Source organism: Tardiphaga sp. 20_F10_N6_6 (assembly GCF_052076045.1).
Taxonomy (GTDB): Bacteria; Pseudomonadota; Alphaproteobacteria; order Rhizobiales; family Xanthobacteraceae; genus Tardiphaga; species Tardiphaga robiniae.
In genome coordinates this window covers 3,111,624-3,138,387 of the sequence record NZ_CP197239.1, presented here as the reverse complement: position 1 = coordinate 3,138,387, position 26,764 = coordinate 3,111,624, and the positions used below count along the sequence as shown (strand labels likewise).

The window sequence follows — 26,764 nt, the reverse complement described above, 5'->3', positions numbered from 1 at the left end:
TCGCCGACGCTCGTCAGAACCTGACTTTCACACCGGCATAGAAGGCACGCGGCCGCGCCGGGCTGACCGAACGTGCGTCCGTGAACTGGGCGCCGCCATTGGCAAAATTCGGCACCGAGTCGGTCTCGAAGAAAGTCCCGTATGTCGAATAACGTCGGTCGAGGAGGTTGTCGACGCGGGCGAAGACCTGCACGGATTTATCGATCTGGTACGACGCGTGGGCATTGAACACGGTATAGGCTTCAAGTTTCGGCGCCTGGTTGGAATCGTCGCCGACGAAATACTGGCTGCTGACGAACAGCGCATCAGCCCCGACCTTGAAAGCGTCAGTCAGCGCATAGTCGAACCCGGCCTTGACGCGGTGACGCGGGATCGCCGGGATCTGGTTGCCGGGCAGGATCTGGACGTTGCCGTCGTCATCCTTGAACGGGCTGTTCGATCCGATCGCGAGCGGATCAAGGAAGCGCGCATCGACGAAGGCGTAGCTCGCATAGAGCTGCAGGGTCGGTGCACGCAGCGTGACCTCCGCCTCGATACCCTGCCGGCGCGTCGAGCCGACATTCTGGAAATAGCCATAGCCTTGCAGCACCGGGCTCGGGATTGCGAGAATGTCATCGGTGTTGGTGGCGCGGAAGGCGCCGAGTTTCCAGCCCAGCGTGCCCGCATTCAGCTCCTTCGTGCCACGCAGGCCAGCTTCTATCGTATGCGAAACCACCTGCTTGAGCGGCGGATCAGAGATCAGGAAGGCACCGACGATGCAGGGATTGGCAGGGTCGGCGCAGCCGAGTTCCAGCGGGGTCGGCGCGCGGTTGGCTTCCGAATAGCCGGCATAGGCGGTCAGCTCAGGCGTGATCTTGTAGGTACCGCCGATGATCGGATTGAAACGGTTGAAAGTGTGGTCACCGTTGAGCGCGGTGCCGATCTGATCCTCAAGCACGATCTGCGCCGTGTTGAAGCGGCCGCCGCCGGTGATCGAAAAGGCATTGGTCACGTCGAACGTGTCGAGCGCGTAAATGCCGCCATAGCGATTGGTGGTCCGCAACGACACCGGGCCGATCGCGATCGGATCGCCGGACTGGCCGAGGGAAATCCCGCTGCCGGTGACGACGTAATCCGGGCCGATGGTGCCGAGTTCGGCGCTGGCCGTGAAGTGACTGGCGCTGGACGAATAGCTGGCGCCGACGACAAAGCGGTTGTTATGGCCGAACAGCTGATCGGTATTGGTCGCCTGCAGGGAGCCGCCCACCGTGGTCGAGCGCGTCGAGGTACGATCATTCTCGCCAAGAACCGCGCCGGGCGCGAAAGGATTGGCAATTTGCGCGCCGTTCAGGCCGTTGGCCGGCGTGTCGTCATCGCCGAAGCACAAGAGGGTCGGATCTTCGCAGGGCTGGGTGCCGGTCGGATTGCCATCCTGGGTCTTGTTCCGGAAGAATCTCAGATGCGCCGCCGCCTCCACCGTCCAGGTCGGCGTCGCCTCGACCTTGCCCGTGAAATTGAGATAGCCGACGCGGTTATTCGAGGTCTGCGGCGTCGTATAGGTGGCGCCATAATTCTGCTGCAGCAGTTCGACCGGAACGGTCGCCGAGGCGCCAAACTTGTTGTTGGCGACGCCCATATTCAGGTGAAGCTCGCTGCTGTCGCTGCGATAGCCCACATCGCCATAAAAGCGTCGGACGTCCGATGTCGCGAAGTTGCGGAAGCCCTTGTCATGCAGCCCTTCGAGCGCGCCATAGACGGCGAATCCCTCGACCTGCTTGCCCCATTGCGCCGAGCCCTGGATGCGGCCGAACGAGCCGCCCATCGTGCTGAGCTCGGCTCCCTGATAGTTGAAGCCGTCCTTCATCTGGATGTTGACTGCGCCGCCCAGCGCGTTGAGGCCGAACGCGGGATTATTGGTGACCACGCTGACCGAGCGGATCGCCGCGGTCGGGATCAGGTCCCAATTGACGGTGTCGCCGAAGGCTTCGTTGATACGCACGCCATTCTGATAGACCGCGAGCCCCTGCGGCGTACCGGCCACCGGCGACGCCACGAAACCGCGAAATTGCAGGTCAGGCTGGAAAGGATTGCCCGCGACTTCGTTGATCAGAATGCCGGGCACTTGCTGCTGCAGGGCATCAGTAACGTTCAGGGAATTGGCACGTTCGATCGCACGGGCATCGACATAATTGATACTCGCCGTGACCTTGTCGACGTCGATGCCGGAACGCGACGTCGGCGTGGTCGGATAGACGTAGACCGTACGCGGCCGCTCGGCGACCCGCTGGGTGGTCTGACGCCGGGGGGCGCGTCTACTGGCGGTGGCGGGGGCGGACACCACGACCGGAGGCAGCACCTGCGGTTCTCCAGGTGGACTTTGCGCAAAAGCCGTTTCGGAAACCGGTAGAAAACCCGTCGACAGCGAAGCCACGACCAGCACTCTTACGCGCATCTGTTTCACCCCATTCCGCGTCGGCGCTCTGATGGCACCGTTCGGTAGCGTGATACTAGCGAGTGTGAGAGGCTGCGCTATCTGCAAATGTCGAAATCCGTCTCAGTTATTTTCCCGATAAAGTCGGGACAAATTCCCGATCGCGCGTTGCAGGCGCATTTGGCAGCGGCTCCGTCACGGGAATGATGGCCTCGACAGTCACACCGTCCGCATCAGATCTGACCGTGAGCGTCCCGCCCAGGGCCCAGACCCGCTCTCTCATGCCGACCAGACCAAAGCCGCCATTGCGATCAGGATCGAGGCCGCGGCCATTGTCGCGCACGCGGACCAGCACGTTGTCACAGTCAGGCTTCGCCGCCGCCCCCATCACCGGTTCGATGATCACGCTCACGGCAGAGGCTTGCGCATGGCGGAACACATTGGTGAGTGCCTCCTGAACGACGCGATAGGCGGTTAGTTCGGCAACCTCACCAAGCGGAGCAAGCGTCGGGGATATCAGGCTCTCGATAACGACCTCCGGATGGGATTCGCGCCAGAGACGCAGCAAGACCGTAATGGCACCGGACAGGCCGAGATCCGTCAGCCCGACCGGCCGCAATCGCTCGAGAATGCGGCGATTGAACTGCTGCAGGACATCGACCTGCGCCAGAATGGCAGCGCCATGCCTCGACAAGGCACCTGTGCCCGACGGATCGTGATCGGCGAGGCGCATCACTGCGCCCGCATGGGCGCGCAGGGCGAACAGATACGGCCCGAACTCGTCATGCAGTTCGCGTGCGATATCCTTGCGCTCGATATCCTGCAGCGAGACGGCCCGTTGGGCCAGACGCCGCCGGTCCTCGAGCACATCGCCCAATGTGGCAGCGAGATGATTGAGCCGGATGCAGAGTGCGGCGAGTTCCGGTGCTCCCGTGGGGGCGACGCGCGCCTGATAGTTCCCGGCTTCGATATCGACCATGGCCTGCGACAATGCATCGAGCGGCGCCAGCGCCCGCCGAACGACCAGGCTCGTGACGACGAACAACACCATTGCAACGATCAGACTGAGTGCGAGCTGGGTGACGATGCCGTCCCATATCTCCCGCATCTCGTCATCGGGATGTGAGGTGATCAGCAGCGTCTGCTGTTTCCCGCCAATCGTCACCGACACCGACTCCGATATCCGCTCGGGATGGATCAATGACACGAACCACGATGGTGGAGAACCTGCACCGTCGCTCCGATCCTGACCGTCACTCTTCGGGGACGGCATGTTCCCATCGCTTTGCCTGACAATACTGACATGTCGCAATCGATTGAGATCGGCGACAATTTTATCGAGCCGCGCATTCGGATCCGGCGCTTCGTTCAGGCTGGTTCCGATACTTTCGATGACTTCACGTGTCAGCCGGATCACGCTCTGGTCCTCGGCCTGCACGCGCGGGCCAGCTTCCAGCGCGAGCCGCACGACATTGGCGACCAGGCCAAGAGCGAGCACCAGCGCGACCAGGAGATTGATCCGCGCGCGCAGCGAAAGATTCTGCCACATGACCATGCTTTCACTCGCATCTCGCCTGCATGCCGCGACTATGAACTTGACAGCGAAATTCGACGGCGATCATATCGGATCGAGGCGACCTTCGATTGTCAATCATGTCACTCCAAAGGTGCGCGGCTGATGCAGCGCAGCAATCGAGGAGCAGGTCGAGACTTGCTGACAGAGTTTCTGGCCGTCAGAGTTTACGGGGTTAACCCATGCGCGTTCTGATCGTCGATGATCACCCCATCGTCACATCGGGCTGCCGCGCGGTGTTCGCGGACGATCCGGAGATCGAACTGCTGGAAGCGTCCGATGCCGCCAGTGGTGAGCAGGTTTTCCTGACCGGAGACCCCGATATCTGCATCATCGACATCAATCTGCCGACAGTTTCCGGATATGAACTGGCGCGGCGCATCCTGCTACGCGACGACACGATGCGCATCATCATGTTCAGCATGAATGACGACCCGATCTTCGCCGCCCGTGCGATCGAGAGCGGCGCCAAGGGCTATGTCTCCAAGACCGGTGACCCACACGATCTGCTGGAGGCCGTCTATGAGGTTGCGCGCGGCGGCGTGTATCTCCCACCGGCGATGGCGCGGAGCCTTGCTTTTGCCGGACCTGCGCTGACGCAAAGCCCGCTGTCGAAGCTGAATTCGCGCGAGATGGAGATCCTGCGACTGCTCGGTGCCGGCAAGAGCCTCGCCGAGATTGCATGGATGGTTCACGCCTCCTACAAGACGGTGGCCAATACATCGTCACTCATGCGGCAAAAGCTCGGCGTCCGCAGCTCAGTCGAACTGGTGCGCTTCGCCATCGAGCGTGGCATCGCCTGACCGGGCGTCCCTGACCAGACATCACTTGTTTCGGCGGTGTCGCATCGCTGCCGCACCCAACCTGTAAAGTCATGACCATGCAGACAGTTTCGCTCAATCGATCATATGGCGGCACACAGGGCGTCTACAAACACGCCAGTCGCGCGACCGGAACTGACATGACATTTTCGGTCTATGTGCCGCCGCATCAAGACGGCGCCAGGCTGCCTGTGGTCTGGTATCTCTCGGGCCTCACCTGTACCCACGCCAATGTCACCGAAAAGGGCGAGTTTCGCGCCGCATGCGCCGAACTGGGGCTGATCTTCATTGCACCGGACACCAGCCCGCGAGGTGCCGATGTTCCCGGTGACGCCAACAATGCCTATGACTTCGGGCTGGGCGCCGGCTTTTATGTCGATGCCACCCAGGAGCCGTATGCGCGCAACTATCGTATGTGGAGTTATGTGACCGAGGAGCTGCCGCAGCTCGTGGCCGACCAATTCCCGATCGATAGCAGTCGTCAGTCGATTCTCGGCCATTCCATGGGCGGGCATGGGGCGCTGACCATTGCGCTGCGTCATCCTGATCGCTACCGCGCGGCCAGCGCTTTCGCGCCGATCGTGGCGCCGTCGCAGGTGCCGTGGGGGATCAAGGCGCTCGGCGGCTATCTCGGCGACGACAAGGCTGCCTGGCGAAAGCATGATGCGGTTGCCCTGATCGAGGACGGCGCGCGATTCCCCGAATTGCTGGTCGATCAGGGCGACGCCGACAATTTTCTGGCCGAACAATTGCGGCCTGAACTGCTGCGGAATGCCTGCGCAAAGGCAGGCATTCCGCTGACGCTGCGCCATCAGCCCGGCTACGACCACAGCTACTATTTCATCTCGACCTTCATGGCCGACCATCTGCGCTGGCACGCAGCGCGGCTCAAAGGGTGAGTTGCGGCTCGCGCTACTGCGGCTGCGGGGCGCCGTAATTCGGTGCGAGCAGGCGGTTGCGAACCAAATAGCTCGTCGCCCGTGACCAGCTTTCATCGGTGTTGCCGCGCAGGTCAGCGCTCATGGTGGCGACCAGCCGCCCGGTGTGAACATTTCGCAGGGTGATGTTCATATTAAGGATTAGGTTCGAGACTTTCTGTACGAGCCCCGTAATGACGAGGTCGGCACCGATCTGCTGCGCGAGTTGTACGTCACAGCCGCCGCATGCCTGCAAGTTCCGGCCTTGCGCCGCAACATTGAGGGATGACATGTCCAGCAGCTCGAAACGGCCGGATTGCTTCATCTCCTCGCGAAGCTGGTCGGCAGCATGGAGTAGTCTTGCCTGCTCGTCGCTGCGGCGTCCCTTCACCTCGCCTTCGAGGCTCGTATCCAGCCATTCGAAATTGAACACCGCCACTTTAGGCGCTGCGGCGTGAGCCGTCGCTGTCATCATCAATAACAGCACGGTGATCGATAGGGCTCTCATCGCGGACCTCGCATCATTAAAATGCAACGCGTCGGCAGAATCCGAGGTTGCAAGCTACGATAATTGGTTCATGTTTCAAGCACGAGACCCTTCACCGGCGCCAAGCCGGGAAGGAGTAGCCGGAGGGAACATGATACGGTGGTTGATCGGCGCGATCAGTCTCTGCGCCGTGACGTCGTCTGCGCTGGCGGCCGAACCGCTGACGATCAGCATCGGTTATCTCGGTCAGGTCGGCATCAAGGCAACTCTTTCGCTGGTCGAATTACCGTCCGAGAACGATGGCATCGCCGGCGCGCGGCTCGCCATCGAGGACAACAACACCACGGGCAAGTTCCTGAAGCAGCAGTTCGGGCTGGACGAGGTCCGTGTGAAGGACGGTGACGATGTCGCCGGAGCCGCACGCGATCTCGCTGGCCGTAATACCTTCATCATTGCCGACCTGCCGCCCGATGCATTATTGCAGGCGGCCGACGCGGTGCGTGACCGCGGCGGCATCCTCTTCAATGTGGGCGCTGCCGACGACCGGCTGCGCGAGGCGGACTGCCGTGCCAATGTGATCCATATTGCGCCGACGCGATCGATGCTGGCGGATGCACTGGCGCAGTATCTGGTGTGGAAGCAGTGGAAACGCTGGCTGCTCGTGGTCGGCTCGCATGACGACGATCGACTTGAAGCCGACGCCTATCGCCGTGCCGCCGCGCGGTTCGGCGCAAAGATCGTGCAGGAACGTGTCTTCGAGGACACCGGCGGCGCGCGGCGTACCGATAGCGGTGTCACATTGATCCAGCGCCAGATACCGGTCTTCACACAACAGGCACCGGCCTATGACGTCATGATCGCCGCCGACGAGAGCGAAGTCTTCGCCTCCTATCTGCCGTATCGCACCTGGGATCCGCGGCCAGTCGCGGGATCGGCGGGCCTGGTGCCGACCAGTTGGCATGCTGCTCAGGATCAATGGGGTGCCGTGCAGATCCAGAACCGCTTCACGAAACTGAATGCGCGCCGCATGACAGCGCGCGACATGCAGGCCTGGCTCGCGACCCGCATGATCGGCGAAGCCGCATCCCGCACGAATTCGGGCGATGGCAAAGCCATTCTGGCGTTTCTGAAGTCGCCCGATTTTTCCATCGCCGGCTTCAAGGGACAGCGGCTCACGATCCGCGACTGGAACCTGCAGCTACGCCAGCCGATCCTGCTGGTCGACGGGCGCATGGTGATTTCGGTCTCGCCGCAGGAAGGCTTCCTGCATCAGGTCTCGGAGCTCGACACGCTCGGTATAGATCGCCCGGAAAGCAAATGCAGGCTGCAATGATGATGAACAGATCGAAGATGCTGCGCCGTGTCTGGCTGTGCGGAGCGGCGGCATGGCTTGCAACGGCGGCGCCTGCATCGGCCTTTCTCGCTTATGTGTCGAACGAGAAGAGCAACACGGTCTCGGTGATCGACACTGATAGCTGGACCGTCACGGCGACTATCAAGGTCGGTCAGCGTCCGCGTGGGATCGAACTGACGCGCGATGGCAAATCGGTCCTGGTCGCGGTCGGCGACGACGACACCATCCAGATCATCGACGTCGCCAGTCAGAAGGTGGTCGACTCGCTGCCGTCCGGTCCGGATCCCGAGCTCTTCACCCAGGATGCCGCCGGCAAGGTTCTCTATGTCGCCAATGAGAACGACAACACGGTGACCGTGATCGATCTCGAAAAGCGCGTGCGCATGGGCGACGTGCAGGTCGGTGTCGAGCCCGAAGGCATGGCGATCAGCCCTGACGGCAAGATCCTGATCAACACGTCCGAAACCACCAATATGGCGCATTTCATCGACACCGCGACGCGCGAGATCGTTGCCAATGTCCTGGTCGACGCACGCCCGCGCTTTGCCGAATTCAAGCGCGACGGCTCGGAACTGTGGGTGTCGTCCGAGATCGGCGGCACCGTGTCCGTGATCGATCCCGCCAAGCGGGTCGTGACCGACAAGATCGAGTTCAATATTCCCGGGCTGCGGCGCGAAGCCATTCAGCCGGTCGGCATCGGCATGACCCGGGACGCCAAAATCGCCTTCATCGCGCTCGGCCCCGCCAACCGGATCGCCGTCGTCGATGCGGCGACCCACAAAGTGATCAAGTATCTGCTGGTGGGCCAGCGGGTCTGGCACATGGCGTTTACTCCCGATGAGAAATATCTGCTGGTCACCAATGGCGTCTCCAACGATGTCTCGGTCATCGACGTCGCGGCGCAAAAGGTCATCAAGACCATTCAGGTCGGCGAATTGCCCTGGGGCGTCGCCATGGCACGGCCATGACCACCATCGACACATCACGCCCGGAACAGATCGCGCACGACGCGCCGGAGCCAATTGACGTTTCGGCGATCACACCCGCTCTGTCGGTCGCAGGCATCAGCCATTGCTATGGTCGTCGGCAGGCGCTGTCGGATGTCTCCTTCAGCGTCGCACCGGCGAGTTTCACGGCTCTGCTCGGCCTCAATGGCGCGGGCAAGAGTACGCTGATTGCGCTGATCACCCGGCTGTTCGGTATTCAAACTGGACGGATCAGCGTATTCGGCCACGACATCAGCGATACGCCGAGCGAAGCCTTGCGGCTGCTTGGCGTGGTGTTTCAGCCGCGTACGCTCGATCTCGATCTGTCTGTCATGCAGAACCTGCTCTATCATGCGGCACTGCAAGGCATCGCGCGGCGCGAGGCTCGCGTGCGCGGCGACGAGGTGATTGCGCGCATCGGCCTTGCCGACCGGGTGAACAGCCGGGTGCGCGATCTCTCCGGCGGACAGATGCGACGTCTCGAGATCGCCCGCGCATTGCTGCACCGGCCGCGGCTGCTGTTGCTGGATGAAGCGACCGTTGGCCTCGACGTGCAGGCGCGCGCCGATATTCTTGCGCATGTTCGAATGCTGGTCGCGGAACAAGGCATCGGCGTGCTGTGGGCCACACATCTGTTTGACGAGATTGCCACCAGCGACGATCTCGTCGTTCTGCATGGCGGCCATGTGCTTGCACGCGGTTCCGTGACGCAGATCCTGAGCGAAACCGGCGCGCCCAATTTCGACGTGGCTTTCCGGGGTATGACCGAGGCGGCCGACCGGCGCGGGAGGTCATCGTGAGTACGACATTCGTCACGCATGAGCGTCGCAAGCTGAGTTTCGGCAATTATGTCACCTGCCTCAACGGCATCCTGTGGCGGGAGGCGCTGCGCTTCCTGCATCAGCGCGAACGTTTCGTTTCGGCGCTGGTGCGTCCGCTGGTCTGGCTGTTCATTTTCGCCGCCGGCTTTCGGCAGGTGCTGGGTATTTCGATCATCCCGCCTTACGAAACCTATATTCTCTATGAGGTCTATATCGCGCCCGGCCTTATCGCGATGATCCAGTTGTTCAATGGCATGCAGTCCTCGTTGTCGATGGTCTATGACCGCGAGATGGGGAATATGCGGACGCTTCTGGTCAGCCCGCTGCCGCGCTGGTTTCTCCTGGTATGTAAACTGCTGGCCGGGACCGTCGTCTCCCTGCTGCAGGTCTATGCATTTCTCCTGATCGCCTGGTTCTGGGACATCGCTCCGCCGCTCATCGGCTATCTCACTGTTCTGCCGGCACTGATCCTGTCCGGATTGATGCTGGGATCGCTGGGCATGCTGATCTCGTCGCGCATCAAGCAATTGGAGAATTTTGCGGGGGTCATGAACTTCGTGATCTTCCCGATGTTCTTTGCGTCGTCCGCACTCTATCCTTTGTGGCGCGTGCAAGAGGGCAGCCCGATGCTCTATTATCTCTGCCTGTTCAATCCCTTCACCCATGCGGTCGAACTGATCCGCTTCGCGCTCTATGACAAGGTCAACTGGGTCTCCCTTGCCGTTGTCGCGGGCTGTACCGCCGTATTTATGATCGGTGCAATCATTGCTTACGATCCCGGTCGCGGCCTTGCCCGCCGGGCACCAGCCGGGGGCGAGACATGAACAGAGCGATCGGCATCATCACAGCACTCTTGTTGATCTGGTCGGGCACTGCGCAGGCCGCGGATCCGCGTTATCCCGACTGGCCGTGCATTCAGGCCAAAGTGCCGGAAATCTCGCTGGCCGCCGTCTGGGCCGGACCGCCGATCGACGATGTCGCCAGCGCCTGGAAGGACGACGCGGAGGTCAGCGCACTTGTCGAACGTCTGGCGACACGGCGCGTACCCGTTGAGGAAGCGCAGAAGGCGATCACGGATTTTCTGTCGCGATCGCCGGACAAGGCCAGGTCAGGCAAACTGATCTTCGCCGGGCTGTTCGACAGTCTGAACGCGCAGCGCGCGACAGTGCTGGCCGGTCTCGAACGCGTCACGCGTAAACAGCGCGAAGCCGCCGACCGTGTCCGCGCCGACACGGCCATGCTGCAGACGCTGCAGAGCGCGTCACCACCCGATCAGGCGAAGATCGACGAACTCAACAACAAGCTGCTATGGGAAGCCCGCATCTTCGACGACCGGCGCCGCGTCGTCACCTTCGTCTGCGAGGTGCCGACGCTGATCGACCAGCGGCTGTTCGCGCTCAGCCGCACCATCCAGCAGGAGATGGAATGATATCGCGTGGCAGGTTGGGGACTCATTAGCGCATAGCCAAATTCGGATTGATGCGGGTTTGACGAACGCCAGATAGTTGACTGCGAGTTCGTCGTATCAGGTCGCGACGCGCCGATATTGCTCCGGTTTGGACGCTCGAAGCACGTCTAAGCCGGTGCCTTCAACCGGCAAAGAACGGAGGACCGTACTTCCGCGATCACCCCGTAAGCGGACATATCCCGGACATGCCAAAATCGACGTGAATGACCGAACTCGGACATGGCGGCCTGTCCCTACAGCGACCAACGTGCTTTGATGATCACTATCGAAGCGTCGCGACCTCTTACCTTGCCCGCACCGGCAATCCATGTCCCACAATCCAGCAGCTGAAAGCATGTCCAGGTCTCGTGTCCGGCGGCTTTGAAGGGGAGCGAGCTTGAAGCAGATCGGCCTTTTCGAAATGCGCCGATTGGAGGCGTTGAGCAACACCATCTTCGGCGTTGCGATGACGTTGCTCGCCTACGATCTGCCGAAGGCCAGCAGGTTCACAAAAGCGCCGACCTGGATGGAGCTTGTCGGTGCCTACGCACAACCTGTCATCGCGCTGATGATCAGTTTCATTGTGGCCGGGGTGTTCTGGCTCAGCCATCATCGGCGACTCACTTTCGCGCCGGAAGGCAGCCGCGGCGAAGTCTTCCTCAATCTGATCTTCCTGCTGTCGATTGTCATGCTTCCGGTGACGAATGGACTTTATGGCGCGTATCGGCTCGATAGTGTCGTCGCAGTAAGCTACGGTTTCCATCTGACAGTCATTGCATGCTTGAACGCGCTGCTGTGGGTTCTGGCGCTGCGAGGTCGCCGCAATTCCGAGTTGCTGGCAATCGCGGTCTTTCCGGTCTTTGCACTCGTGCTCGCAACGGTGATGGCCGCCGTCGCTCCATTCGTTGCGCAATTCATGTGGTGCCTGGCCTTTGGCGCGCCTCTGGCGGGCTGGTTGGCGGCCCGGCGCTGGCCGCCGAGAACGAATTAGCCAGCTCGATCTCTGCCAAGGCTTCCTCGTATGCAATGGCTAGCCGCCCCGCGATGGGCGTCTGCCGTCCGCTCCAAGTTTATGGGGTCACGCCCTAGTTCGCCGGCGACCGCGGTTCGGGCTGCGCATCCGCCAACGGTAGATCCTCCAGCTCCCAACCGTCGGTGCCTTCCGGATACCAGACGACATTGCTGTAGCCATAGGACACCGCGCGCTTTGCGGCATTCCACGACATCCAGCAATCGGCCTGACAGTAGATCACCAGAAGCGCAGTGGGGTTGCCGGCCGATGCGCGCGCGAGACCATCCCGCAGATAGGCCTCGGTCTCGGTGGCCAGCCTGCCGTAGCCGGTGTCGGGCAGCCACAGGCTGCCCGGAATGTTGTGCCGCGGCTTGTCGCGCCAGACCGTTTCCGGCGGCAGATTGGCCGGCTTCGGCGGACGCGGCATGACATCAATGAAAGTGCCGCGTTTGTCGCGCCAGATCGCCTCCGCGTCTTTCGTCGTGATGACGCGTCCGCCTTTCAGCGTCGCCGGCACCAGCGTGCGATAATTGTCGGTGCGATAGTCGTCGGGCTCGGGCACGGCGTCCTGCGCCTGGGCCGAAGTGACCATCACCAGTGCCATCGCGAGAAGGATGGCGTAACGCATGGTCACGGCGACTTGGCTGCCGCCTCCGGCCCGATCGGACGATTGTTCTCATCGAGAATGGGAACGCCGAAATCGAGCAGGACCTTGTTGATGGCCGGTTGGTTTTCCTGTATCAGCCGGTTGAGCTGCCGCTTCCAGTTCTGATCCGCGGAGCGCACGCCCATGCCGATGCGATAGACGAGGCGCGGCCCGGTGGTTTCCTTGACCAGCGGCGTGACATGAAGCGGAGGATTGGCGTTCTTGGCGTAGAAGCCCGCGATAGGCCCCCACAGGATCGCAGCGTCGATATCGCCGGATGTGAGATCCTTGATCATGGCCAGTGCCGATGAATCGATGCGGGTATCGATTACCAACGGATAGGGCTTCGCATTCACCATCAAGCCGTTGACCGCCATATTGGTCGCGGGCGGCGTCCCCGCCACGATGCCGATATGTTTGCTCTTCAACCTGGCGTCATCCAGCGTCGTGACGTCATCGAGACCTGCGCCGGTCTTCGACACCAGGGCATAGGCCGTCCGGTAATAGGGATTGGTGCCCTGGACGAGGTCGTCGCCCTGCGGGAAGCCCATGATGACATCGCAACGATGCGCGCCGAGAGTCATGCGAACAAAGCCCGTCGCCTGCGGGAAATAGACGTAATCGAGCTTCTTGTTCAGCTTGGCTGCGAACAGCTCGGCGAGCTTGTTCTCCAAGCCCTCGCCCTTCTCATTCGAGAACGGCATGTTACGCGGATCGGCGCAAACACGCAGCGACTGTGGATCGACCAGCTCGATCGAGAGATCGTCGGTCGCAGCAGTCTGGCCAAGCGCGGTGCATATGCCCTCAAGCAACAGCGCACTCGCAAAGAGCGACGTGAGTAGCGCGCGACGTTTTCCGGATCGTTCCGCTCTGTGGTGCATGCGCTACCTGCCGTTCACATTTGATGGGTGACACGACAAAAACCTAGGCCTCTCGTTTTAAGCGTGCAAGATGCAATGGAGCGCTTCCGATGTTGCGCCGCACTTTCCGGGTGATTGCAGAATCGCTACTTGCCCCGGAGTGATATGGAGATGCAAATGACATCTCGCTTTGCGATGCATGTAGCGCTCATCATGCTGGCAATGCTCGCATCTGCTCGCGCGCAACAACAGACTTTGGCGATCAGTGAAATCGCACCGGGTGTTTTCATGCATCAGGGGCGCATCGCCTTGATGTCGTCGGATAATGACGGCGCCATCGCCAATATCGGCGTCGTGATCGGCGATCGGGCGGTTGCCGTGATTGACACCGGCGGCAGCGTGCGGGAAGGGCGACAGTTGCTGGCTTCCATCCGCGCGCGCACAGACAAGCCCATTCACTACGTCATCAACACCCATGGCCATCCCGACCATATGTTCGGCAACGCCGCTTTCGTCGCTGACGGAACCGAGTTCGTCGGCCATATCAGGCTGCCGCAGGCACTGGCCGTACGCGGGCAGTATTATCTCGACGCATTCAGGCGCAGCATGGGCGACGCACTGATCGATGACGTCCGTATCGTACCGCCAACCCGGCTCGTCGATGGAGAGCTCGTCCTCGATCTCGGCGGGCGCACGCTTGTCGTGAAAGCCTGGCCCACCGCCCATAGCGATAGTGATGTGACGGTATTCGACACGGCGACGAAGACGTTGTTCGCTGGAGATCTGGTCTTTCTCCGCCATATTCCCGTGCTCGATGGCAGCATCCAGGCGTGGCTCAAGCTGCTGGACGATCTCGCAGCGCTGCCGGCCGAACGGGTCGTTCCCGGCCATGGTCCAGTGAGCGATTGGCCTCAAGCCCTCGCCGGCGAACGCCGGTATCTCGAAACACTCGCGTTCGGTATCCGCAAGGACGTCATCGACGGCAAACCGATCGCGGAAGCTACGAAACACGCGGCAGAAGCGGAACGCGGCAAATGGGAGCTTTTTGATGACTACAACGTCCGCAACGCAACTGCAGCATACTCACAATTTGAATGGGAATGACTGCCGGTTGGGGTAGTATGAAGCGCGTCGCTTCTTCCCTTGCGAGGGCCGTACCATGCCGGAGTTTGCAATCCGCAGCGTCTGTGCCGCCATCCTGCTGAGCGCTTTACTCAGTCCGCATTCTGTGTCCGCGGCCGGTCCGGAGCCTTACGATCCATGGCCGGGGCTGGTGCAGGATATTTTCGACAGCCGACCGATGGAAGACGGCAGCAACCTGATCGCACTCGAGATGCCGACGCGCGCGGAGGATGCCGCGATCGTGCCGGTGACGTTACGCCTCAAGCCGACATTCGACGCACGCTCGCGGGTGGTGACGATCACGCTGGTGATCGACCAGAACCCGGCGCCCATGGCCGCGAAATTCAAGCTCGGGGCCGACGCCAATGTCTCGGAGATTTCAACTCGTGTCCGAATCAATAATTACACCAACGTCCATGCCGTCGCTGAGACCGGTGACGGCAAACTCTATGTGGTGCAAACCTACGTGAAGGCATCCGGTGGCTGCTCTGCGCCGGCGGCGAAGAATGCCGAAGAGGCCAAGGGCCGGTTGGGCCAGATGCGCTACAGGGAGTTTGCTGGAGCGCAAAACGAGGAAAAAAGCGGTACGCGCGAGGCGCAGGTCATGATCGGCCACCCCAATAATTCCGGCCTGCAGATGGATCAGGTCTCGCAACTCTATATTCCGGCCCTCTATGTCGACCGGCTCCAGCTTTGGCAGGACAACAGCCCGGTCCTGTCGGTGGAGGGCGGGATCTCGATCTCCGAAGACCCGAATATTCGATTCACTTACGTCTCAAATGGCGCAAAGACGTTCCGCGCCGAGGCCAAGGACACTGACGGGCATCAGTTCAGGCATGAGTGGAAGGTCAATGGCTCCGGCATGTAACGCAGCGCATCATGCAGAGCATAGCGCTAGAAGCAGCGCACTTCAGCCTCGGCCTGGGCACGCCTGACGTCATTGATGGCGCTGTTAGCCTGCTCCGAGGTCCGGAACTGGGCGCTCAGATTGCCGCGCACCTGCGACATGCTCAGCGCCGTTTCCGCCGTGATATAGCGGGTATAGGGCACCAGCGACGCCACGACATCGATCGAGCACGAGCATTGCTCGATCGACTGCCGGCTCTCGCCATTCGCTTTCATGCAGCCGAAGACATATTCGGCGCGCGCGGAGGTCGGATAGTCATTGACCTCCGCCGCCCTTGCCGACCCCGACAAAACGGCAACGGCCGCAAGCGTGACGAGATATCCTGTCATTCGATCGGGTCCCACGAGAGCCTCGCAAAGCTGGCGAAGACGACTGGCAAACTATACTAAGAAAACGAAACGGCTCAATAAGCCGAACAGATATGGAGGGGACATGTCACGCGCATCTCTATCGATGGCTGTCATACTGCTGCTCATCGCAGGCCATGCTCATGCCCAGGGCAAAGCCGGCAAGGGCATTCGGCTCTGGAACCTGACGACATCGACCATTACCGGGTTCCAGCTATCCCCGGCAGGAAAGCAGCAATGGAGCGCCAACTTGACACTGGCGGACAAGGATAAGGAAGTCGATCACGACGAGCGGCTGCGCATCACGGGGATAGAGCCCGGCAGTTACGACGCCAAGGTCAGCTATTCCGAGGCGCGCCAGTGCGTGGTCAGGAATATCGAGATCAAGGCCGATGCGGTATTCTCGATTGCGGACAAGGACCTGCAGGACTGCAACAAGTAACGATCATGCCTTGTCATGGCTATGCGGATATTCGCAGCGCCACTTCACCGCGGTCCATTTCGGGTGTTCGCCGATCCACTGGGCAATGTAGGGCGGCGCTGCCATGGCGCATTGATGCAGCGAGAAGTCTGCCGTGAACGACAGGTTCCGCTCTTCGCAGGTGTTTGGCGACATTACCGCGCAGACTGTCAGGACCAGATTGATCATATTCATGTCGGCATCCCAGATCGTTCACCGGACGATAACATCTGAAATACGCGCCCGTCAGCGCGAAGTTTCGGCGATTTCCAGGCTAAAAATTGATCCCGTAAACCAGACGGGCCTGGTGACGCTCAAAACTGACCAGATCCAGCGACGATCCCGGCACCTCGGAGCGGCCCCACACTTGCGTGCTCCAGCTTGCAGTCAGTCGTGATCGGTCCGAAAGCTGGACATAGGCAGTTGGCCCGACGAACAGCGCCTGACCAGACAGCTCGCCCAGACCGATCCCTTCATATCGGCGCATATAGCGCGCCTCGCCGCCGAGAAGGATGCCGGGGCGCACCTGCATCATGACGCCGAGCGCCGCTCCGATGCTCGCCTCGCGTTCCCGCGTTCCAGTATCGACATAGCGCGTCCATTCCGGCTGATAGATCAGATTGAGTGCCGCAACAGCAACGTCAGGAACGATCTCTCGATCGAAGGCCAGCGTGAGCCCAGTGCCGTAGCTCCTGACCCGCGCTGCGCTCGTTTCGTCGATCCCGTTGAACTGCGTGTCGATCGCGAGCGTCATGCCGACGGGGGCCGTCTCGCGATCAAGAAATCTGTAGCGGAAATCCAGCGATGCCCCCTGCCAGGCAAGCGTGCGCTGATCGGCGAATCCGGGAACGCCAGTGATCCGATGGGCCGAGAAACTGCTGCCGATCTCGATGCGAATGTCCTTCGCGGGAACGAACTCCAGTTCGAATTCCTGCTCGCCCGCGCGATAGCGACCGCCGGATTTGCCGAATCGCCCGGTCGTCTCGCTCTGGAATTCCCGCTCGCCCACCCGGCCGACGTCACTGCCGATCATGAAGCCGAAAATATGCTCGGTATCGATGTCACCGGCCTGTGCGCGCGGCACGGCGGCCAGCGTGCTGAATGCAAGAATCGCCGCGTAGACTGTCCTGACGCCGCGCTGCACCTGCATCCAATCCTGTCATCGAAGAGAGGCGTATATATAGAGATAACGCACCGCGCGAGCCTAGTCGAAATTGGCCCAGCCGCGAAGACGTCTCTGCGATTGACTTGAACATCGCACCAGGATCGGTTGCTATACGCATGCGGCGCGCCGTTAGTGCCAATAGTCAGGGAAGGATATGTCCATGGCGAGACTCCTGGTCCTCTACAAAACACCGAAGAAGCCCGCAGCCTTCGACAAATACTATCAATCTGTACATATCCCGCTGGCAAAGAAGATTCCAGGGCTGAGACACTATGGTGTCAGCACGGGGGGCGTCACAACGCCGACGGGAGACAGCGATATTCATCTGGTCGCGGCGCTGGATTTCGAAACGGTTGCGGCGCTCAAGCTTGGCCTCGCCTCGCCGGAAGGGCAGGCTGCAGCAGGCGATCTCGCGAATTTTGCGGATGGCGGCGTAGATCTTCTGATTTTCGATACGAAGGACGCCTGACAGCCGCAACGCGGGTTCAGCGGCCTCTGCCCGGCTCACAAACCGCAGTCTGCGAGCCGGGAGAGATCGATCAAGACGATCAATCTGTCACTTACGGGCCGCGCAGGCGTACATGTTGATTTCCATGCCGACCTGCACTTCCACGATCTTCGGAGTCTTCCAGCTCATCTTGGTCTCCTCAGAGTTTGCGCGATGATTGCGCCGCCGCACGATAAGCAGTGAGGCGACGTCTTTCAACTTAACTCCTCAGGTTGCGGCGCAAAATGTGCAGGCAACCGAAGTTTAACTACACTTCCTCGGTGAGAGCAGGCCGCTGATGGCCGTGATGCGCTTTGTGTATCGCGGATGGAGCCACGCCAAAATATTTCCGGAACACGCGACTGAAGTGCGAGGAACTTGAGAAGCCCCAGGAAAATGCGACGTCCGTGATCGTCTTTCCGTTCTGCGCTTCCAGCTCCTGCCGGCAATTCTGCAGCCGCGCCTGCCAGATATAGTCGCTGACGGTTATTCCGCGGTCGCTGAACAGCATATGCAGATAACGTTTGGTGCAGTGCAGTGCAGACGAAATCTGATCGATGCTGAGCTCGGGGTCCCGCAAGTGTTCCCGAATGAAACCCTGCGCACGGACATACATGGCTTCCGGACCGACGCGATCGAGCGTCATGTCGACTTCCCGCAGCGGCAACAGCAACAGATCAATTAGTGAATCCGCAACACCGATGGCACTGTTTGGCGATAGTCTGGTCGCTTCGTGGAAGGCAGCCTGTACAAATTCGTGTGCGATGCGCCCGGTGCCGGCGCGCGCCGACAGTTTGCAGGCGGCCAGATTTCCCGCACCGAGGCCGCGCTCATGCAGCAGCTCCTTGGGCACGATCACGACGTCATGGCGTGTAAAGGCCGGGCTGACGATGGTATGCGGGCACGATACATCATAGACGAGGCAATCGCCGGGTCCGATATCGATCCGGCGACTGTCCTGTTCGAAATGCGAAACGCCATAAGTTTGGAACACAATCTTTACGTATGGATGGTCGCTTTGCCGAATTCGCGGGGCCGCGTGGCCGATTCGATGCTGGCTCGCCTCGATGTGACACAATTTCAGCCGCGAAACCGATGTGCAGCTGATCAGCGCATCGAATGTGGATGCTTCCAGCGGATCGATGTCAAATCGCCCGCACAGATCGGTCAGGGCATCTGACCAAACCTGGATCTGCCTTGTCGGCGTCAATCCGGATGTGCTGAGAGAACTAAGCGTATCGGACATGAACAATTCACCGATGAAAGGTCATCACGTAACAATTCGTCACGAGACGGAACTATACTTACAGAACGAAGCACATATCGAACGAAGCACATATGGAAAAATGTGCGAAACAATATGTAACGGCACAGCCCGCAGCTCGTGAATTGTGGTCAGAGTAACTCACTTCTCCTTGTCGATCCTCTGACTCGATACCAGCCCCGTCAAGTGAAACATCACCCTTAGGTCGCAGTGCGGCGATCCGTGTGCAGTGCGAAAGGTGTGGGCTTTCCAGATACCGTCAGGTTTTTCGTCAATGTACGAGAAAATTATCTTGCACGGGTTCTCTGTCGAGCAAGCCTGCTTCGCTCTTGGGCAAGTATGCAGCAGCGGATCTTGCTACTCATAGATACCAAAATGAAGCTGGGCCGCTTGACGAGACCCGGCATTATGTCTGGGAGGACATCACGATGCGAAAGGTGCTGCTTGCGACCTGTCTTGGCACAATGGCGGCCTCTGCCGCAGGCGTTGCCATCGCCAATGATGAACTGACAAAGATGGCGCAGAACCCGAAAGACTGGGTCATGCCAGCGGGCGACTACGCCAATACGCGCTATTCGAAGCTGAACCAGATCACGGCGGCTAATGTCGGCAAGCTGCAGGTGGCTTGGACCTTCTCTACCGGTGTTCTGCGCGGCCACGAAGGCGGTCCGCTGATCATCGGCAACATGATGTATGTGCATACGCCGTTCCCGAACAAGGTCTACGCAATGGACCTGTCGCAGGACAACAAGATCGTCTGGAAGTATGAGCCGAAGCAGGATCCGAACGTCATTCCGGTGATGTGCTGCGACACCGTCAATCGCGGCGTCGCCTATGCGGATGGCAAGATCTTCCTGCACCAGGCTGATACCACGCTGGTCGCACTCGACGCCAAGACCGGCAAGGAAGTTTGGACCGTCAAGAACGGCGACCCTGGCAAGGGTGCAACGGGCACGTCGTCCCCGCTCGTGGTCAAGGATAAGGTCCTGATCGGCATCTCGGGCGGCGAATTCGGCGTTCAGTGCCACATGACTGCCTATGACCTGAAGACCGGCAAGCTCGCTTGGCGCGCCTTCTCGGAAGGACCGGACGACCAGATCATGGTGGATCCGGAGAAGACCACCGCGCTCGGCAAGCCCGTCGGCAAGGACTCCAGCATCAAGACGTGGCAAGGCGATCAGTGGAAGATCGGCGGTGGCTGCACCTGGGGCTGGACCTCCTACGATCCGGAGCTGAACCTCGTCTATTATGGCTCGGGCAATCCTTCCACCTGGAATCCGAAGCAACGGCCGGGCGACAACAAGTGGTCGATGACCATCTTCGCGCGCGATGCCGACACAGGCATGGCCAAGTGGGTCTATCAGATGACTCCGCATGACGAATGGGACTATGACGGCGTCAACGAAATGATCCTCAGCGATCAGCAGATGAACGGCCAAAACCGTAAGCTGCTGACGCATTTCGATCGTAACGGCCTCGCTTACACCATGGACCGTGTCACCGGCGAATTGCTGGTTGCCGAAAAATACGATCCGAAGGTGAACTGGACCACCGGCGTCGACATGAACAAGTCGTCGCCAACCTATGGCCGCCCGAAAGTGGTCGATCAGTACTCCACCGAGAAGCAAGGTGAAGACGTCAACACCAAGGGCGTCTGTCCGGCAGCACTCGGCACCAAGGATCAGCAGCCCGGAGCCTATTCGCCGGATACCCAGCTGTTCTATGTGCCGACCAACCATGTCTGCATGGACTATGAGCCGTTCAAGGTGAACTACACCGCCGGCCAGCCTTATGTGGGTGCGACGCTGTCGATGTATCCGCCTCCGGGCGAAACCCATATGGGCAACTTCATTGCCTGGGACAACAAGACCGGCAAGATCGTCTGGTCCAACAAGGAACAGTTCTCGGTCTGGTCGGGAGCGCTCGCCACTGCCGGTGGCGTGGTGTTCTACGGGACGCTGGAAGGCTACCTGAAGGCGGTCGATGCCAAGACGGGTAAGGAACTCTACAAGTTCAAGACTCCGTCCGGCATCATCGGCAACGTCACCACCTACGAAAACAATGGCCGGCAGTATATCGCCGTCCTGTCAGGCGTCGGCGGCTGGGCCGGCATTGGTCTCGCAGCGGGTCTGACGGATCCGACTGCCGGTCTCGGTGCCGTCGGTGGTTACGCAGCCCTGACTAACTATACCGCACTCGGCGGCGCGCTGACGGTCTTTGCACTCCCACAGTGAACTGACGCATCAGTCACCGGCGCATGGCTCCGTCCATGCGCCGGTCTTTTCTGAAATCGCATGCCGAGGACAAGCTATTGCGTCACATCTGGTCTGTCATTGCCACGATTGTTGTCGTGGCCTCTGGGAATACGAGCTTCGCCGAGAATGCCGGCGATCCGAAAGCCGTTAAATCCGAAGACGGCAAGTATTTGGACAAGGAGGGCAATCCGACCTTCAACGTTTCCGCCGATGGCACCATCGACTGGTACACATATTCGGGTTACCGGCGCTATCACTCGGAATGCCACGTTTGTCATGGCCCCGATGGGATGGGATCGACCTACGCACCGGCACTGAAGGACTCGCTGAAAACGATGAGCTACGGCGACTTCCTCGGCGTTGTCGCCAGCGGCCGCAAGAATGTCAGCACGTCGCAGGAAAGCGTCATGCCGGCCTTTGGCGATAACACCAATGTCGCCTGCTATATGGACGATCTCTACGTCTATCTGCGTGCGCGCGCCAATGATGCAGTCGGCCGCGTGCGCCCGGGCAAGCGTGAGGAAAAACCCGCAGCCTATACCGAGGCCGAGAGCGCCTGCATGGGGAAACCGCACTGATGCGGATCGCAAGCGATCCGCTGACCTGCAGTCCCGGATGACGCGGGCTCGGACCGCACGGGACCGGATGACGCAAGATCAAATGACCGAGGGAGTTGAGAATGAAGACCCGCGCCGCAGTCGCCTTCGAAGCAAAGAAGCCGCTTGAGATCGTCGATGTCGATCTTGAAGGGCCGAAGGCAGGCGAAGTTCTGGTCGAGATCAAAGCGACCGGCATTTGCCACACCGATGCCTATACGCTCGATGGTTTCGACAGCGAAGGCATCTTTCCTTCCATCCTCGGCCATGAGGGCGCAGGTATCGTGCGTGAGGTCGGTCCCGGCGTCACCTCGGTCAAGCCCGGGGATCACGTCATCCCGCTCTACACGCCGGAATGCCGGCAATGCAAAAGCTGCCTGAGCCAGAAGACCAATCTCTGCACCGCGATCCGCGCCACCCAGGGCAAGGGAGTGATGCCGGACGGGACCTCGCGCTTCAGCTATCAGGGCAAGCCGATCTACCACTACATGGGCTGCTCGACCTTTTCGAACTTCACGGTGCTGCCGGAGATCGCGGTGGCGAAGATCCGCGACGATGCTCCGTTCGACAAGAGCTGCTATATCGGCTGCGGCGTCACCACCGGTGTCGGCGCCGTGGTCAATACGGCGAAGGTCACGCCGGGCTCCAATGTCGTCGTGTTCGGCCTCGGCGGCATCGGCCTCAACGTCATTCAGGGCGCACGGATGGTCGGGGCCGACAAGATCGTCGGCGTCGACATCAATGACGACAAGGAAGAATGGGGGCGCCGCTTCGGCATGACCCATTTCGTCAATCCGAAGAAGGTCGATGGCGACATTGTTCAGCATCTGGTGGGGCTGACCGATGGCGGTGCCGATTACACCTTCGATTGCACCGGCAATACCACGGTTATGCGCCAGGCGCTTGAAGCCTGCCACCGCGGCTGGGGTGTCTCCGTTGTCATTGGCGTCGCGGAGTCCGGAAAAGAGATCGCGACCCGGCCATTTCAGCTCGTCACAGGTCGCGTCTGGAAAGGCACAGCCTTCGGCGGTGCGCGCGGTCGTACCGACGTTCCCAAGATCGTTGACTGGTACATGAACGGAAAGATCGAGATCGATCCGATGATTACGCATGTGCTCAAGCTGGAAGAGATCAACAAGGGATTCGATCTGATGCACGAAGGAAAATCGATCCGATCGGTGGTCGTGTTCTGAATGCAGGCTGCAACACCAGAGTGCCAATACAACAATGCTTCACACAAGTGACGCATCATACCAGGAGGATAGACTGATGACTGTTCATATCCACCCGTCCGTCGACGGCGGTGTCAAACAAGGTTCAGGCCATTTTGCCGGCGGAACGCTGGTCTGCAAGTGCAGCGACAAACCGGTCAAGGTCGGCGTCAAAGGCGACGTCGCTCATAATCACGCCTGCGGCTGCACCAAATGCTGGAAGCCGAGCGGCGCGACATTCTCTGTCGTCGCGGTGGTTCCGCGCGAAAACGTCACCGTACTGCAAAACGGCGACAAGTTGCGCATCGTCGATCAGGCCGCAACCATTCAGCGCCATGCTTGCACCGGATGCGGTACCCACATGTTCGGCCGCATCGAGAACAAGGGACATGCGTTCTATGGCCTCGACTTCATTCATCCCGAATTGTTCGAAGAATCCGGCTCGGCTGCACCGGGCTTCGCCGCCTTCGTCTCGTCGGTGATTGAATCCGGCGTGAAGCCGAGCGACATGGCCGGCATACGGTCGCGCCTCAAGGAACTGGGACTCGAGCCTTATGATTGCCTTTCGCCTGCGCTGATGGATGTCCTCGCCAATCACGTGGCAACGGCCAAAGCGGCCTGAGTCAACACGGCATATGAGCATCCGCCGGTGGCGACATGTCGCCACCGGCGTTGCTATTGGTAGATTTGCTCCGGCAAGGGGCTTCGACTTTGTGGGTCACCCGAATAATCGCGCTTCGGCGTCGCTGCGATCGGCCCGCTGCTTTGTCGCGACAATACTCACAGTATTGACTGCACGGCGGAGTCGATGGCTCGACGACCGCTTCTGGCGGGCAGCCGACATGCGGCAGAGCCTCGCCGCCCATTAATGTGGCAGCTCTGCCCAAATCATGGGAGCGGACGATCCAAATTATTGTACGTCCCGGGACAAGCTTTCTGCGGACATGCGCCCGTAGGCTTCTTCGAGGTTAGGAACATGGTTCAGGCCATGACAACGTCGAAGGAGCGATCGAATGGTCAAGTTGCATTTTGCTGACATCCGTAGGCTTTGGCCTGAAACGGGCGCGATGATCGGATGGCGTGCGGCGGCAGTGGGCGCGCTATTGGCGGTCGGCACCTTTGTTCCGATGTCCGCGCAGGCGGCTGTGCCGGCGGCTTGCGCGGAATTGCAGGCGAAATATCCGGACTGGAAAGGCAAGACACTCGTCAACGCCATTAATCCGCATACTCCGGGTTATGAATCGATCGATCCCAAGGATCCCAACAAATATATCGGTTTCGATATCGATCTCGGCGAGCAGATCGGCGAATGCCTTGGCTTCAAGCTGACCTACAAGGCTGTGACCTTCGCGGCCTTGCTGACCACGCTGGCATCGGGTCAGGCCGACATCGTGATATCCGACATCTATGCCACCGAGGAGCGCGCCAAGGCCGCCGATTTCATCACCTATTCCAAGGTGTTCGACGGCGTGCTCGTCGCCAAGGGTAACCCCAAGAAGATCACCGGTATCAACACCTCGCTGTGCGGCACGGCTGCGGCGGAAAACACCGGCTATGTCGAAGTGCCGCTGATCCAGGCGCTGGGGCCGGAATGCAAGAAGGAAGGCAAGGCGGAGCCGACCATCCAGCTCTATGACAACAATGCCAACTGCATCCAGGCGATCCTTGCCGGCCGCGCTGATACCTATATCAACGACGTCAACACCGTCGACAACGCGGTGAAAGCCTATCCGGACAAGCTCGAGAAGGCGGTCGCGGTGACGATCCCCTATCAGGTCGGCATTGCCGTGCCGAAGGACAAGCCCAAGTTCCGCGATGCAGTGAAGGCCGCACTCACCGAGATCTACAAGTCCGGTGATCAGCTCGCACTGCTGAAGAAGTGGAAACTCGATCCGGAAAACCTGATGGAGCCCGGCCTGCTGACGGTGAAGTAACGCCGGTCCGCAAGCAAGGATCACTCTCACGTAAGGGCTTTCTGCCTCCATGGAGCTGTTCCTCCACTATCTCAGCATGCCGTATATGATCGAGGGCATCCAGGCGACCTTGCAGGTCACCGCCCTCGGTCTGTGCGGCGGGCTGGTCCTCGGTGTGATCCTGGCATGGATGCAGCTCAGCAGGTTCAAGCCGCTGGCATCCTTCGCCCGGGTCTATGCCGTGATCTTTCGCGGCACCCCGCTGATCCTGCAGATGGTGTTTGCCTATAACGCCCTGCCGCAGATTGGCATTAAGCTTCCCGCCATTCTCGCAGCCGGCCTGGCGCTGGCCTGTAACGAAGCGCCATTCATCGCCGAGATGCTGCGCTCCGGCGTGCTCGGCGTTGACCGCGGTCAGGTGGTGGCCGGTCAGGCGCTCGGCATGACCCCGGGCGTCCTGATGCGCCGGATCATCGCGCCGCAGGCGATCCGGTCGATGATCCCCGCTTTCGGCAACGAAGCGGTCAGCGCGCTGAAGAATTCGTCGCTAGCCTCCGTCATCGCCGTGCAGGAGCTGACGCTGCGCTCGACGCAACTGGCGTCCTCGACCTTCGATTTCTTTTCGATCTTCTTCGCGTCGGGTCTGATCTATCTCCTACTCACAGCGGCGATCGCCGGCATCCAACTGCTTCTGGAATGGAAGTTCGACCTTGATCGCACGGCAAAGCAAACTACATTCATGCGCTTCCTGCCGTGGTACCGCGCCCCGGGCATCGACGATCCCTTGGTTCAGGATGCTGGCGCTCCGCCGGAGCTTCTGCCCGATGGCGGTGTCGCCGAACTACCGCCGCCGCGACTGCGGCCGGAACGCGGCGATCCCATCAAACGCGCGGAGATGCTGGCGCGCAACAATGTCGCCGTCGAGGTCTCCGATCTCCGCAAGAGCTACGACAGGAACGTGGTGCTCGACGGCGTCGACATCACGGTCAGGATCGGTGAAGTGATCGCGCTGCTCGGACCAAGTGGCTCCGGCAAGAGCACGCTGCTCCGCTGTATCAACAATCTCGAACTGTGGAACGGCGGCGCCATCAAGGTCGCCGGCCGCCAGCTCGGCTTCAACGCGCATGGCAAGCCGCTGTCGCCGCGGCTGCTGGCGAATGCCCGCGCCGAGGTAGGCGTCGGCATGGTGTTCCAGCAGTTCAACCTGTTCGGCCACCTCACGGCCAAGGAGAACATCGCCGGCCCGCTGCGCTGGGTGCATGGCGTCGCGCGCGCCGATGCCGAGCGTCGTGCCGATGAACTCCTGGCGCGCGTCGGTCTCAGCCACCGCGCCGATGCGCTGCCGCGGCATCTGTCCGGTGGCCAGCAACAGCGCGTCGCCATCGCCCGGGCCATCGCGCCCAATCCAAGCGTGCTGTTGCTGGACGAGCCGACGTCGGCGCTCGATCCCGAATTGGTCAACGAGGTCCTCGAAGTGATCCGCAGGCTCGCCGTCGAGGACGGTCTGACCATGATCATCTCGACGCATCAGCTGCGCTTTGCCAGCGAAGTGGCCGACCGTGTGGTGCTGCTCGCCGGAGGCGCGATCATCGAAGAAGGCCCAGCCAGTGAAGTCCTGACCAATCCGCGCAATCCCGTCGCGCAGCGTTTCCTCAATGCGATGGAGGCGGAAGTCTCGTGATCGTCGCGCCTGTGAAGTTCGT

At 60.6% G+C, this 26,764-nt stretch carries 28 protein-coding genes; 18 read left to right on the top strand and 10 right to left on the bottom strand.

The features are described 5' to 3' along the window. Window positions 1-13: 13 nt before the first annotated feature. Together AB7813_RS15190 and AB7813_RS15185 are read right to left on the bottom strand one after the other, a co-directional pair. Window positions 14-2,431, bottom strand: a complete 2,418-nt coding sequence (locus AB7813_RS15190; protein WP_439064952.1) for a TonB-dependent receptor — start codon at window positions 2,429-2,431, stop codon at window positions 14-16. A 106-nt stretch (window positions 2,432-2,537) separates the two neighbouring features. After that, on the bottom strand, window positions 2,538-3,959 hold the full coding sequence (locus AB7813_RS15185; RefSeq protein ID WP_439084115.1) for an ATP-binding protein: 1,422 nt from the start codon (window positions 3,957-3,959) through the stop codon (window positions 2,538-2,540). Window positions 3,960-4,165: 206 nt separating this feature from the next. On the opposite strand from AB7813_RS15185, the gene AB7813_RS15180 reads away from it, so the two are divergent. Further along, complete coding sequence (locus AB7813_RS15180) at window positions 4,166-4,786, top strand: response regulator transcription factor (protein WP_068734560.1); 621 nt, start codon at window positions 4,166-4,168, stop codon at window positions 4,784-4,786. Between the two features lie 71 nt (window positions 4,787-4,857). Further along, window positions 4,858-5,703: an S-formylglutathione hydrolase gene (fghA, locus tag AB7813_RS15175; RefSeq protein WP_439084117.1), complete on the top strand. Its 846-nt coding sequence runs from the start codon at window positions 4,858-4,860 to the stop codon at window positions 5,701-5,703. A gap of 13 nt (window positions 5,704-5,716) precedes the next feature. Here fghA and AB7813_RS15170 read toward each other — a convergent pair whose 3' ends face one another. After that, on the bottom strand, window positions 5,717-6,196 hold the full coding sequence (locus AB7813_RS15170) for a DUF3280 domain-containing protein (RefSeq protein ID WP_089266262.1): 480 nt from the start codon (window positions 6,194-6,196) through the stop codon (window positions 5,717-5,719). A gap of 163 nt (window positions 6,197-6,359) precedes the next feature. On the opposite strand from AB7813_RS15170, the gene AB7813_RS15165 reads away from it, so the two are divergent. The 6 genes from AB7813_RS15165 (at window position 6,360) to AB7813_RS15140 (ending at window position 11,807) form a co-directional block, all read left to right on the top strand. Then, the gene (locus AB7813_RS15165; protein WP_439084118.1) at window positions 6,360-7,541 is read left to right on the top strand and encodes an ABC transporter substrate-binding protein; all 1,182 of its coding nucleotides are present in this window, start codon (window positions 6,360-6,362) and stop codon (window positions 7,539-7,541) included. Beyond that, the gene (locus AB7813_RS15160) at window positions 7,538-8,530 is read left to right on the top strand and encodes a YVTN family beta-propeller repeat protein (protein WP_439084119.1); all 993 of its coding nucleotides are present in this window, start codon (window positions 7,538-7,540) and stop codon (window positions 8,528-8,530) included. Before AB7813_RS15165 ends, AB7813_RS15160 begins: the two co-directional genes overlap by 4 nt. Continuing rightward, window positions 8,527-9,348, top strand: coding sequence for an ATP-binding cassette domain-containing protein (locus AB7813_RS15155; RefSeq protein WP_439084120.1), 822 nt, complete (start codon window positions 8,527-8,529; stop codon window positions 9,346-9,348). Before AB7813_RS15160 ends, AB7813_RS15155 begins: the two co-directional genes overlap by 4 nt. Beyond that, the gene (locus AB7813_RS15150) at window positions 9,345-10,193 is read left to right on the top strand and encodes an ABC transporter permease (RefSeq protein ID WP_439084121.1); all 849 of its coding nucleotides are present in this window, start codon (window positions 9,345-9,347) and stop codon (window positions 10,191-10,193) included. The genes AB7813_RS15155 and AB7813_RS15150 overlap by 4 nt, the downstream gene beginning before the upstream one ends. Then, window positions 10,190-10,798 carry a hypothetical protein gene (locus AB7813_RS15145; RefSeq protein WP_231079385.1) on the top strand — a complete coding sequence of 203 codons (609 nt, stop codon included), beginning with the start codon at window positions 10,190-10,192 and terminating at the stop codon, window positions 10,796-10,798. The genes AB7813_RS15150 and AB7813_RS15145 overlap by 4 nt, the downstream gene beginning before the upstream one ends. A gap of 439 nt (window positions 10,799-11,237) precedes the next feature. Continuing rightward, the gene (locus AB7813_RS15140; protein WP_439084266.1) at window positions 11,238-11,807 is read left to right on the top strand and encodes a TMEM175 family protein; all 570 of its coding nucleotides are present in this window, start codon (window positions 11,238-11,240) and stop codon (window positions 11,805-11,807) included. Between the two features lie 94 nt (window positions 11,808-11,901). On the opposite strand, the gene AB7813_RS15135 is transcribed toward AB7813_RS15140, so the two are convergent. Both AB7813_RS15135 and AB7813_RS15130 read right to left on the bottom strand, forming a co-directional pair. After that, window positions 11,902-12,456, bottom strand: a complete 555-nt coding sequence (locus AB7813_RS15135; RefSeq protein WP_439084267.1) for a PQQ-dependent catabolism-associated CXXCW motif protein — start codon at window positions 12,454-12,456, stop codon at window positions 11,902-11,904. Between the two features lie 2 nt (window positions 12,457-12,458). Further along, a complete protein-coding gene (locus tag AB7813_RS15130; RefSeq protein WP_439084122.1) occupies window positions 12,459-13,355 on the bottom strand; it encodes a substrate-binding domain-containing protein in 897 nt (298 codons plus the stop codon). A gap of 156 nt (window positions 13,356-13,511) precedes the next feature. Between AB7813_RS15130 and AB7813_RS15125 the strand changes: the two genes are divergently transcribed. Continuing rightward, window positions 13,512-14,438, top strand: a complete 927-nt coding sequence (locus AB7813_RS15125; protein WP_439084123.1) for a quinoprotein relay system zinc metallohydrolase 2 — start codon at window positions 13,512-13,514, stop codon at window positions 14,436-14,438. Window positions 14,439-14,493: 55 nt separating this feature from the next. Further along, window positions 14,494-15,324 (top strand): quinoprotein dehydrogenase-associated SoxYZ-like carrier, encoded by an 831-nt coding sequence (locus tag AB7813_RS15120; protein WP_439084124.1) that lies wholly within the window; start codon window positions 14,494-14,496, stop codon window positions 15,322-15,324. A gap of 26 nt (window positions 15,325-15,350) precedes the next feature. Here the strand turns inward: AB7813_RS15120 and AB7813_RS15115 are convergent, their stop codons facing one another. After that, window positions 15,351-15,692 carry a hypothetical protein gene (locus tag AB7813_RS15115; protein ID WP_439084125.1) on the bottom strand — a complete coding sequence of 114 codons (342 nt, stop codon included), beginning with the start codon at window positions 15,690-15,692 and terminating at the stop codon, window positions 15,351-15,353. A 103-nt stretch (window positions 15,693-15,795) separates the two neighbouring features. On the opposite strand from AB7813_RS15115, the gene AB7813_RS15110 reads away from it, so the two are divergent. Then, window positions 15,796-16,152 carry a hypothetical protein gene (locus AB7813_RS15110; protein ID WP_089266005.1) on the top strand — a complete coding sequence of 119 codons (357 nt, stop codon included), beginning with the start codon at window positions 15,796-15,798 and terminating at the stop codon, window positions 16,150-16,152. A gap of 3 nt (window positions 16,153-16,155) precedes the next feature. Here AB7813_RS15110 and AB7813_RS15105 read toward each other — a convergent pair whose 3' ends face one another. Both AB7813_RS15105 and AB7813_RS15100 read right to left on the bottom strand, forming a co-directional pair. Continuing rightward, complete coding sequence (locus AB7813_RS15105; RefSeq protein ID WP_068734580.1) at window positions 16,156-16,365, bottom strand: hypothetical protein; 210 nt, start codon at window positions 16,363-16,365, stop codon at window positions 16,156-16,158. A gap of 79 nt (window positions 16,366-16,444) precedes the next feature. Next, window positions 16,445-17,314, bottom strand: a complete 870-nt coding sequence (locus AB7813_RS15100) for a hypothetical protein (protein WP_439084126.1) — start codon at window positions 17,312-17,314, stop codon at window positions 16,445-16,447. 181 nt (window positions 17,315-17,495) lie between these two features. Between AB7813_RS15100 and AB7813_RS15095 the strand changes: the two genes are divergently transcribed. Beyond that, window positions 17,496-17,804, top strand: coding sequence for an EthD family reductase (locus AB7813_RS15095; protein WP_231079394.1), 309 nt, complete (start codon window positions 17,496-17,498; stop codon window positions 17,802-17,804). Between the two features lie 87 nt (window positions 17,805-17,891). Here the strand turns inward: AB7813_RS15095 and pqqA are convergent, their stop codons facing one another. Further along, window positions 17,892-17,972, bottom strand: a complete 81-nt coding sequence (gene pqqA / locus AB7813_RS15090; protein WP_081421972.1) for a pyrroloquinoline quinone precursor peptide PqqA — start codon at window positions 17,970-17,972, stop codon at window positions 17,892-17,894. Window positions 17,973-18,090: 118 nt separating this feature from the next. Further along, complete coding sequence (locus AB7813_RS15085; RefSeq protein ID WP_170849575.1) at window positions 18,091-19,068, bottom strand: helix-turn-helix domain-containing protein; 978 nt, start codon at window positions 19,066-19,068, stop codon at window positions 18,091-18,093. A 446-nt stretch (window positions 19,069-19,514) separates the two neighbouring features. On the opposite strand from AB7813_RS15085, the gene xoxF5 reads away from it, so the two are divergent. The 6 genes from xoxF5 (at window position 19,515) to AB7813_RS15055 (ending at window position 26,742) form a co-directional block, all read left to right on the top strand. After that, entirely contained in the window at window positions 19,515-21,320 is a 1,806-nt protein-coding gene (gene xoxF5, locus AB7813_RS15080) for a lanthanide-dependent methanol dehydrogenase XoxF5 (protein ID WP_093757023.1), read from the top strand. 107 nt (window positions 21,321-21,427) lie between these two features. Continuing rightward, window positions 21,428-21,919 (top strand): c-type cytochrome, methanol metabolism-related, encoded by a 492-nt coding sequence (locus AB7813_RS15075; protein WP_231081034.1) that lies wholly within the window; start codon window positions 21,428-21,430, stop codon window positions 21,917-21,919. Window positions 21,920-22,020: 101 nt separating this feature from the next. Next, entirely contained in the window at window positions 22,021-23,130 is a 1,110-nt protein-coding gene (locus AB7813_RS15070) for an S-(hydroxymethyl)glutathione dehydrogenase/class III alcohol dehydrogenase (protein WP_439084127.1), read from the top strand. Between the two features lie 76 nt (window positions 23,131-23,206). Then, complete coding sequence (gene gfa, locus AB7813_RS15065; RefSeq protein ID WP_231079395.1) at window positions 23,207-23,770, top strand: S-(hydroxymethyl)glutathione synthase; 564 nt, start codon at window positions 23,207-23,209, stop codon at window positions 23,768-23,770. A gap of 445 nt (window positions 23,771-24,215) precedes the next feature. Continuing rightward, entirely contained in the window at window positions 24,216-25,082 is an 867-nt protein-coding gene (locus tag AB7813_RS15060) for an ABC transporter substrate-binding protein (RefSeq protein WP_244527955.1), read from the top strand. 49 nt (window positions 25,083-25,131) lie between these two features. Further along, window positions 25,132-26,742 (top strand): amino acid ABC transporter permease/ATP-binding protein, encoded by a 1,611-nt coding sequence (locus AB7813_RS15055; protein WP_439064943.1) that lies wholly within the window; start codon window positions 25,132-25,134, stop codon window positions 26,740-26,742. Window positions 26,743-26,764: the final 22 nt, after the last annotated feature.

Excerpts from the sequence above, each read along its gene's own strand:
- AB7813_RS15120 (WP_439084124.1), top strand. The coding sequence starts at position 14,494 with ATGCCGGAGTTTGCAATCCGCAGCGTCTGTGCCGCCATCCTGCTGAGC.
- gfa (WP_231079395.1), top strand. The coding sequence starts at position 23,207 with ATGACTGTTCATATCCACCCGTCCGTCGACGGCGGTGTCAAACAAGGT.
- AB7813_RS15055 (WP_439064943.1), top strand. The coding sequence starts at position 25,132 with ATGGAGCTGTTCCTCCACTATCTCAGCATGCCGTATATGATCGAGGGC.
- AB7813_RS15095 (WP_231079394.1), top strand. The coding sequence starts at position 17,496 with ATGGCGAGACTCCTGGTCCTCTACAAAACACCGAAGAAGCCCGCAGCC.
- AB7813_RS15070 (WP_439084127.1), top strand. The coding sequence starts at position 22,021 with ATGAAGACCCGCGCCGCAGTCGCCTTCGAAGCAAAGAAGCCGCTTGAG.
- AB7813_RS15170 (WP_089266262.1), bottom strand. The coding sequence starts at position 6,196 with ATGATGACAGCGACGGCTCACGCCGCAGCGCCTAAAGTGGCGGTGTTC.
- AB7813_RS15130 (WP_439084122.1), bottom strand. The coding sequence starts at position 13,355 with ATGCACCACAGAGCGGAACGATCCGGAAAACGTCGCGCGCTACTCACG.
- AB7813_RS15140 (WP_439084266.1), top strand. The coding sequence starts at position 11,238 with ATGCGCCGATTGGAGGCGTTGAGCAACACCATCTTCGGCGTTGCGATG.
- AB7813_RS15135 (WP_439084267.1), bottom strand. The coding sequence starts at position 12,456 with ATGCGTTACGCCATCCTTCTCGCGATGGCACTGGTGATGGTCACTTCG.
- AB7813_RS15115 (WP_439084125.1), bottom strand. The coding sequence starts at position 15,692 with ATGACAGGATATCTCGTCACGCTTGCGGCCGTTGCCGTTTTGTCGGGG.
- AB7813_RS15160 (WP_439084119.1), top strand. The coding sequence starts at position 7,538 with ATGATGATGAACAGATCGAAGATGCTGCGCCGTGTCTGGCTGTGCGGA.
- AB7813_RS15145 (WP_231079385.1), top strand. The coding sequence starts at position 10,190 with ATGAACAGAGCGATCGGCATCATCACAGCACTCTTGTTGATCTGGTCG.
- AB7813_RS15190 (WP_439064952.1), bottom strand. The coding sequence starts at position 2,431 with ATGCGCGTAAGAGTGCTGGTCGTGGCTTCGCTGTCGACGGGTTTTCTA.
- AB7813_RS15185 (WP_439084115.1), bottom strand. The coding sequence starts at position 3,959 with ATGTGGCAGAATCTTTCGCTGCGCGCGCGGATCAATCTCCTGGTCGCG.
- xoxF5 (WP_093757023.1), top strand. The coding sequence starts at position 19,515 with ATGCGAAAGGTGCTGCTTGCGACCTGTCTTGGCACAATGGCGGCCTCT.
- AB7813_RS15060 (WP_244527955.1), top strand. The coding sequence starts at position 24,216 with ATGATCGGATGGCGTGCGGCGGCAGTGGGCGCGCTATTGGCGGTCGGC.
- fghA (WP_439084117.1), top strand. The coding sequence starts at position 4,858 with ATGACCATGCAGACAGTTTCGCTCAATCGATCATATGGCGGCACACAG.
- AB7813_RS15125 (WP_439084123.1), top strand. The coding sequence starts at position 13,512 with ATGACATCTCGCTTTGCGATGCATGTAGCGCTCATCATGCTGGCAATG.
- AB7813_RS15165 (WP_439084118.1), top strand. The coding sequence starts at position 6,360 with ATGATACGGTGGTTGATCGGCGCGATCAGTCTCTGCGCCGTGACGTCG.
- AB7813_RS15155 (WP_439084120.1), top strand. The coding sequence starts at position 8,527 with ATGACCACCATCGACACATCACGCCCGGAACAGATCGCGCACGACGCG.
- AB7813_RS15110 (WP_089266005.1), top strand. The coding sequence starts at position 15,796 with ATGTCACGCGCATCTCTATCGATGGCTGTCATACTGCTGCTCATCGCA.
- AB7813_RS15105 (WP_068734580.1), bottom strand. The coding sequence starts at position 16,365 with ATGAATATGATCAATCTGGTCCTGACAGTCTGCGCGGTAATGTCGCCA.
- AB7813_RS15085 (WP_170849575.1), bottom strand. The coding sequence starts at position 19,068 with ATGTCCGATACGCTTAGTTCTCTCAGCACATCCGGATTGACGCCGACA.
- pqqA (WP_081421972.1), bottom strand. The coding sequence starts at position 17,972 with ATGAGCTGGAAGACTCCGAAGATCGTGGAAGTGCAGGTCGGCATGGAA.
- AB7813_RS15180 (WP_068734560.1), top strand. The coding sequence starts at position 4,166 with ATGCGCGTTCTGATCGTCGATGATCACCCCATCGTCACATCGGGCTGC.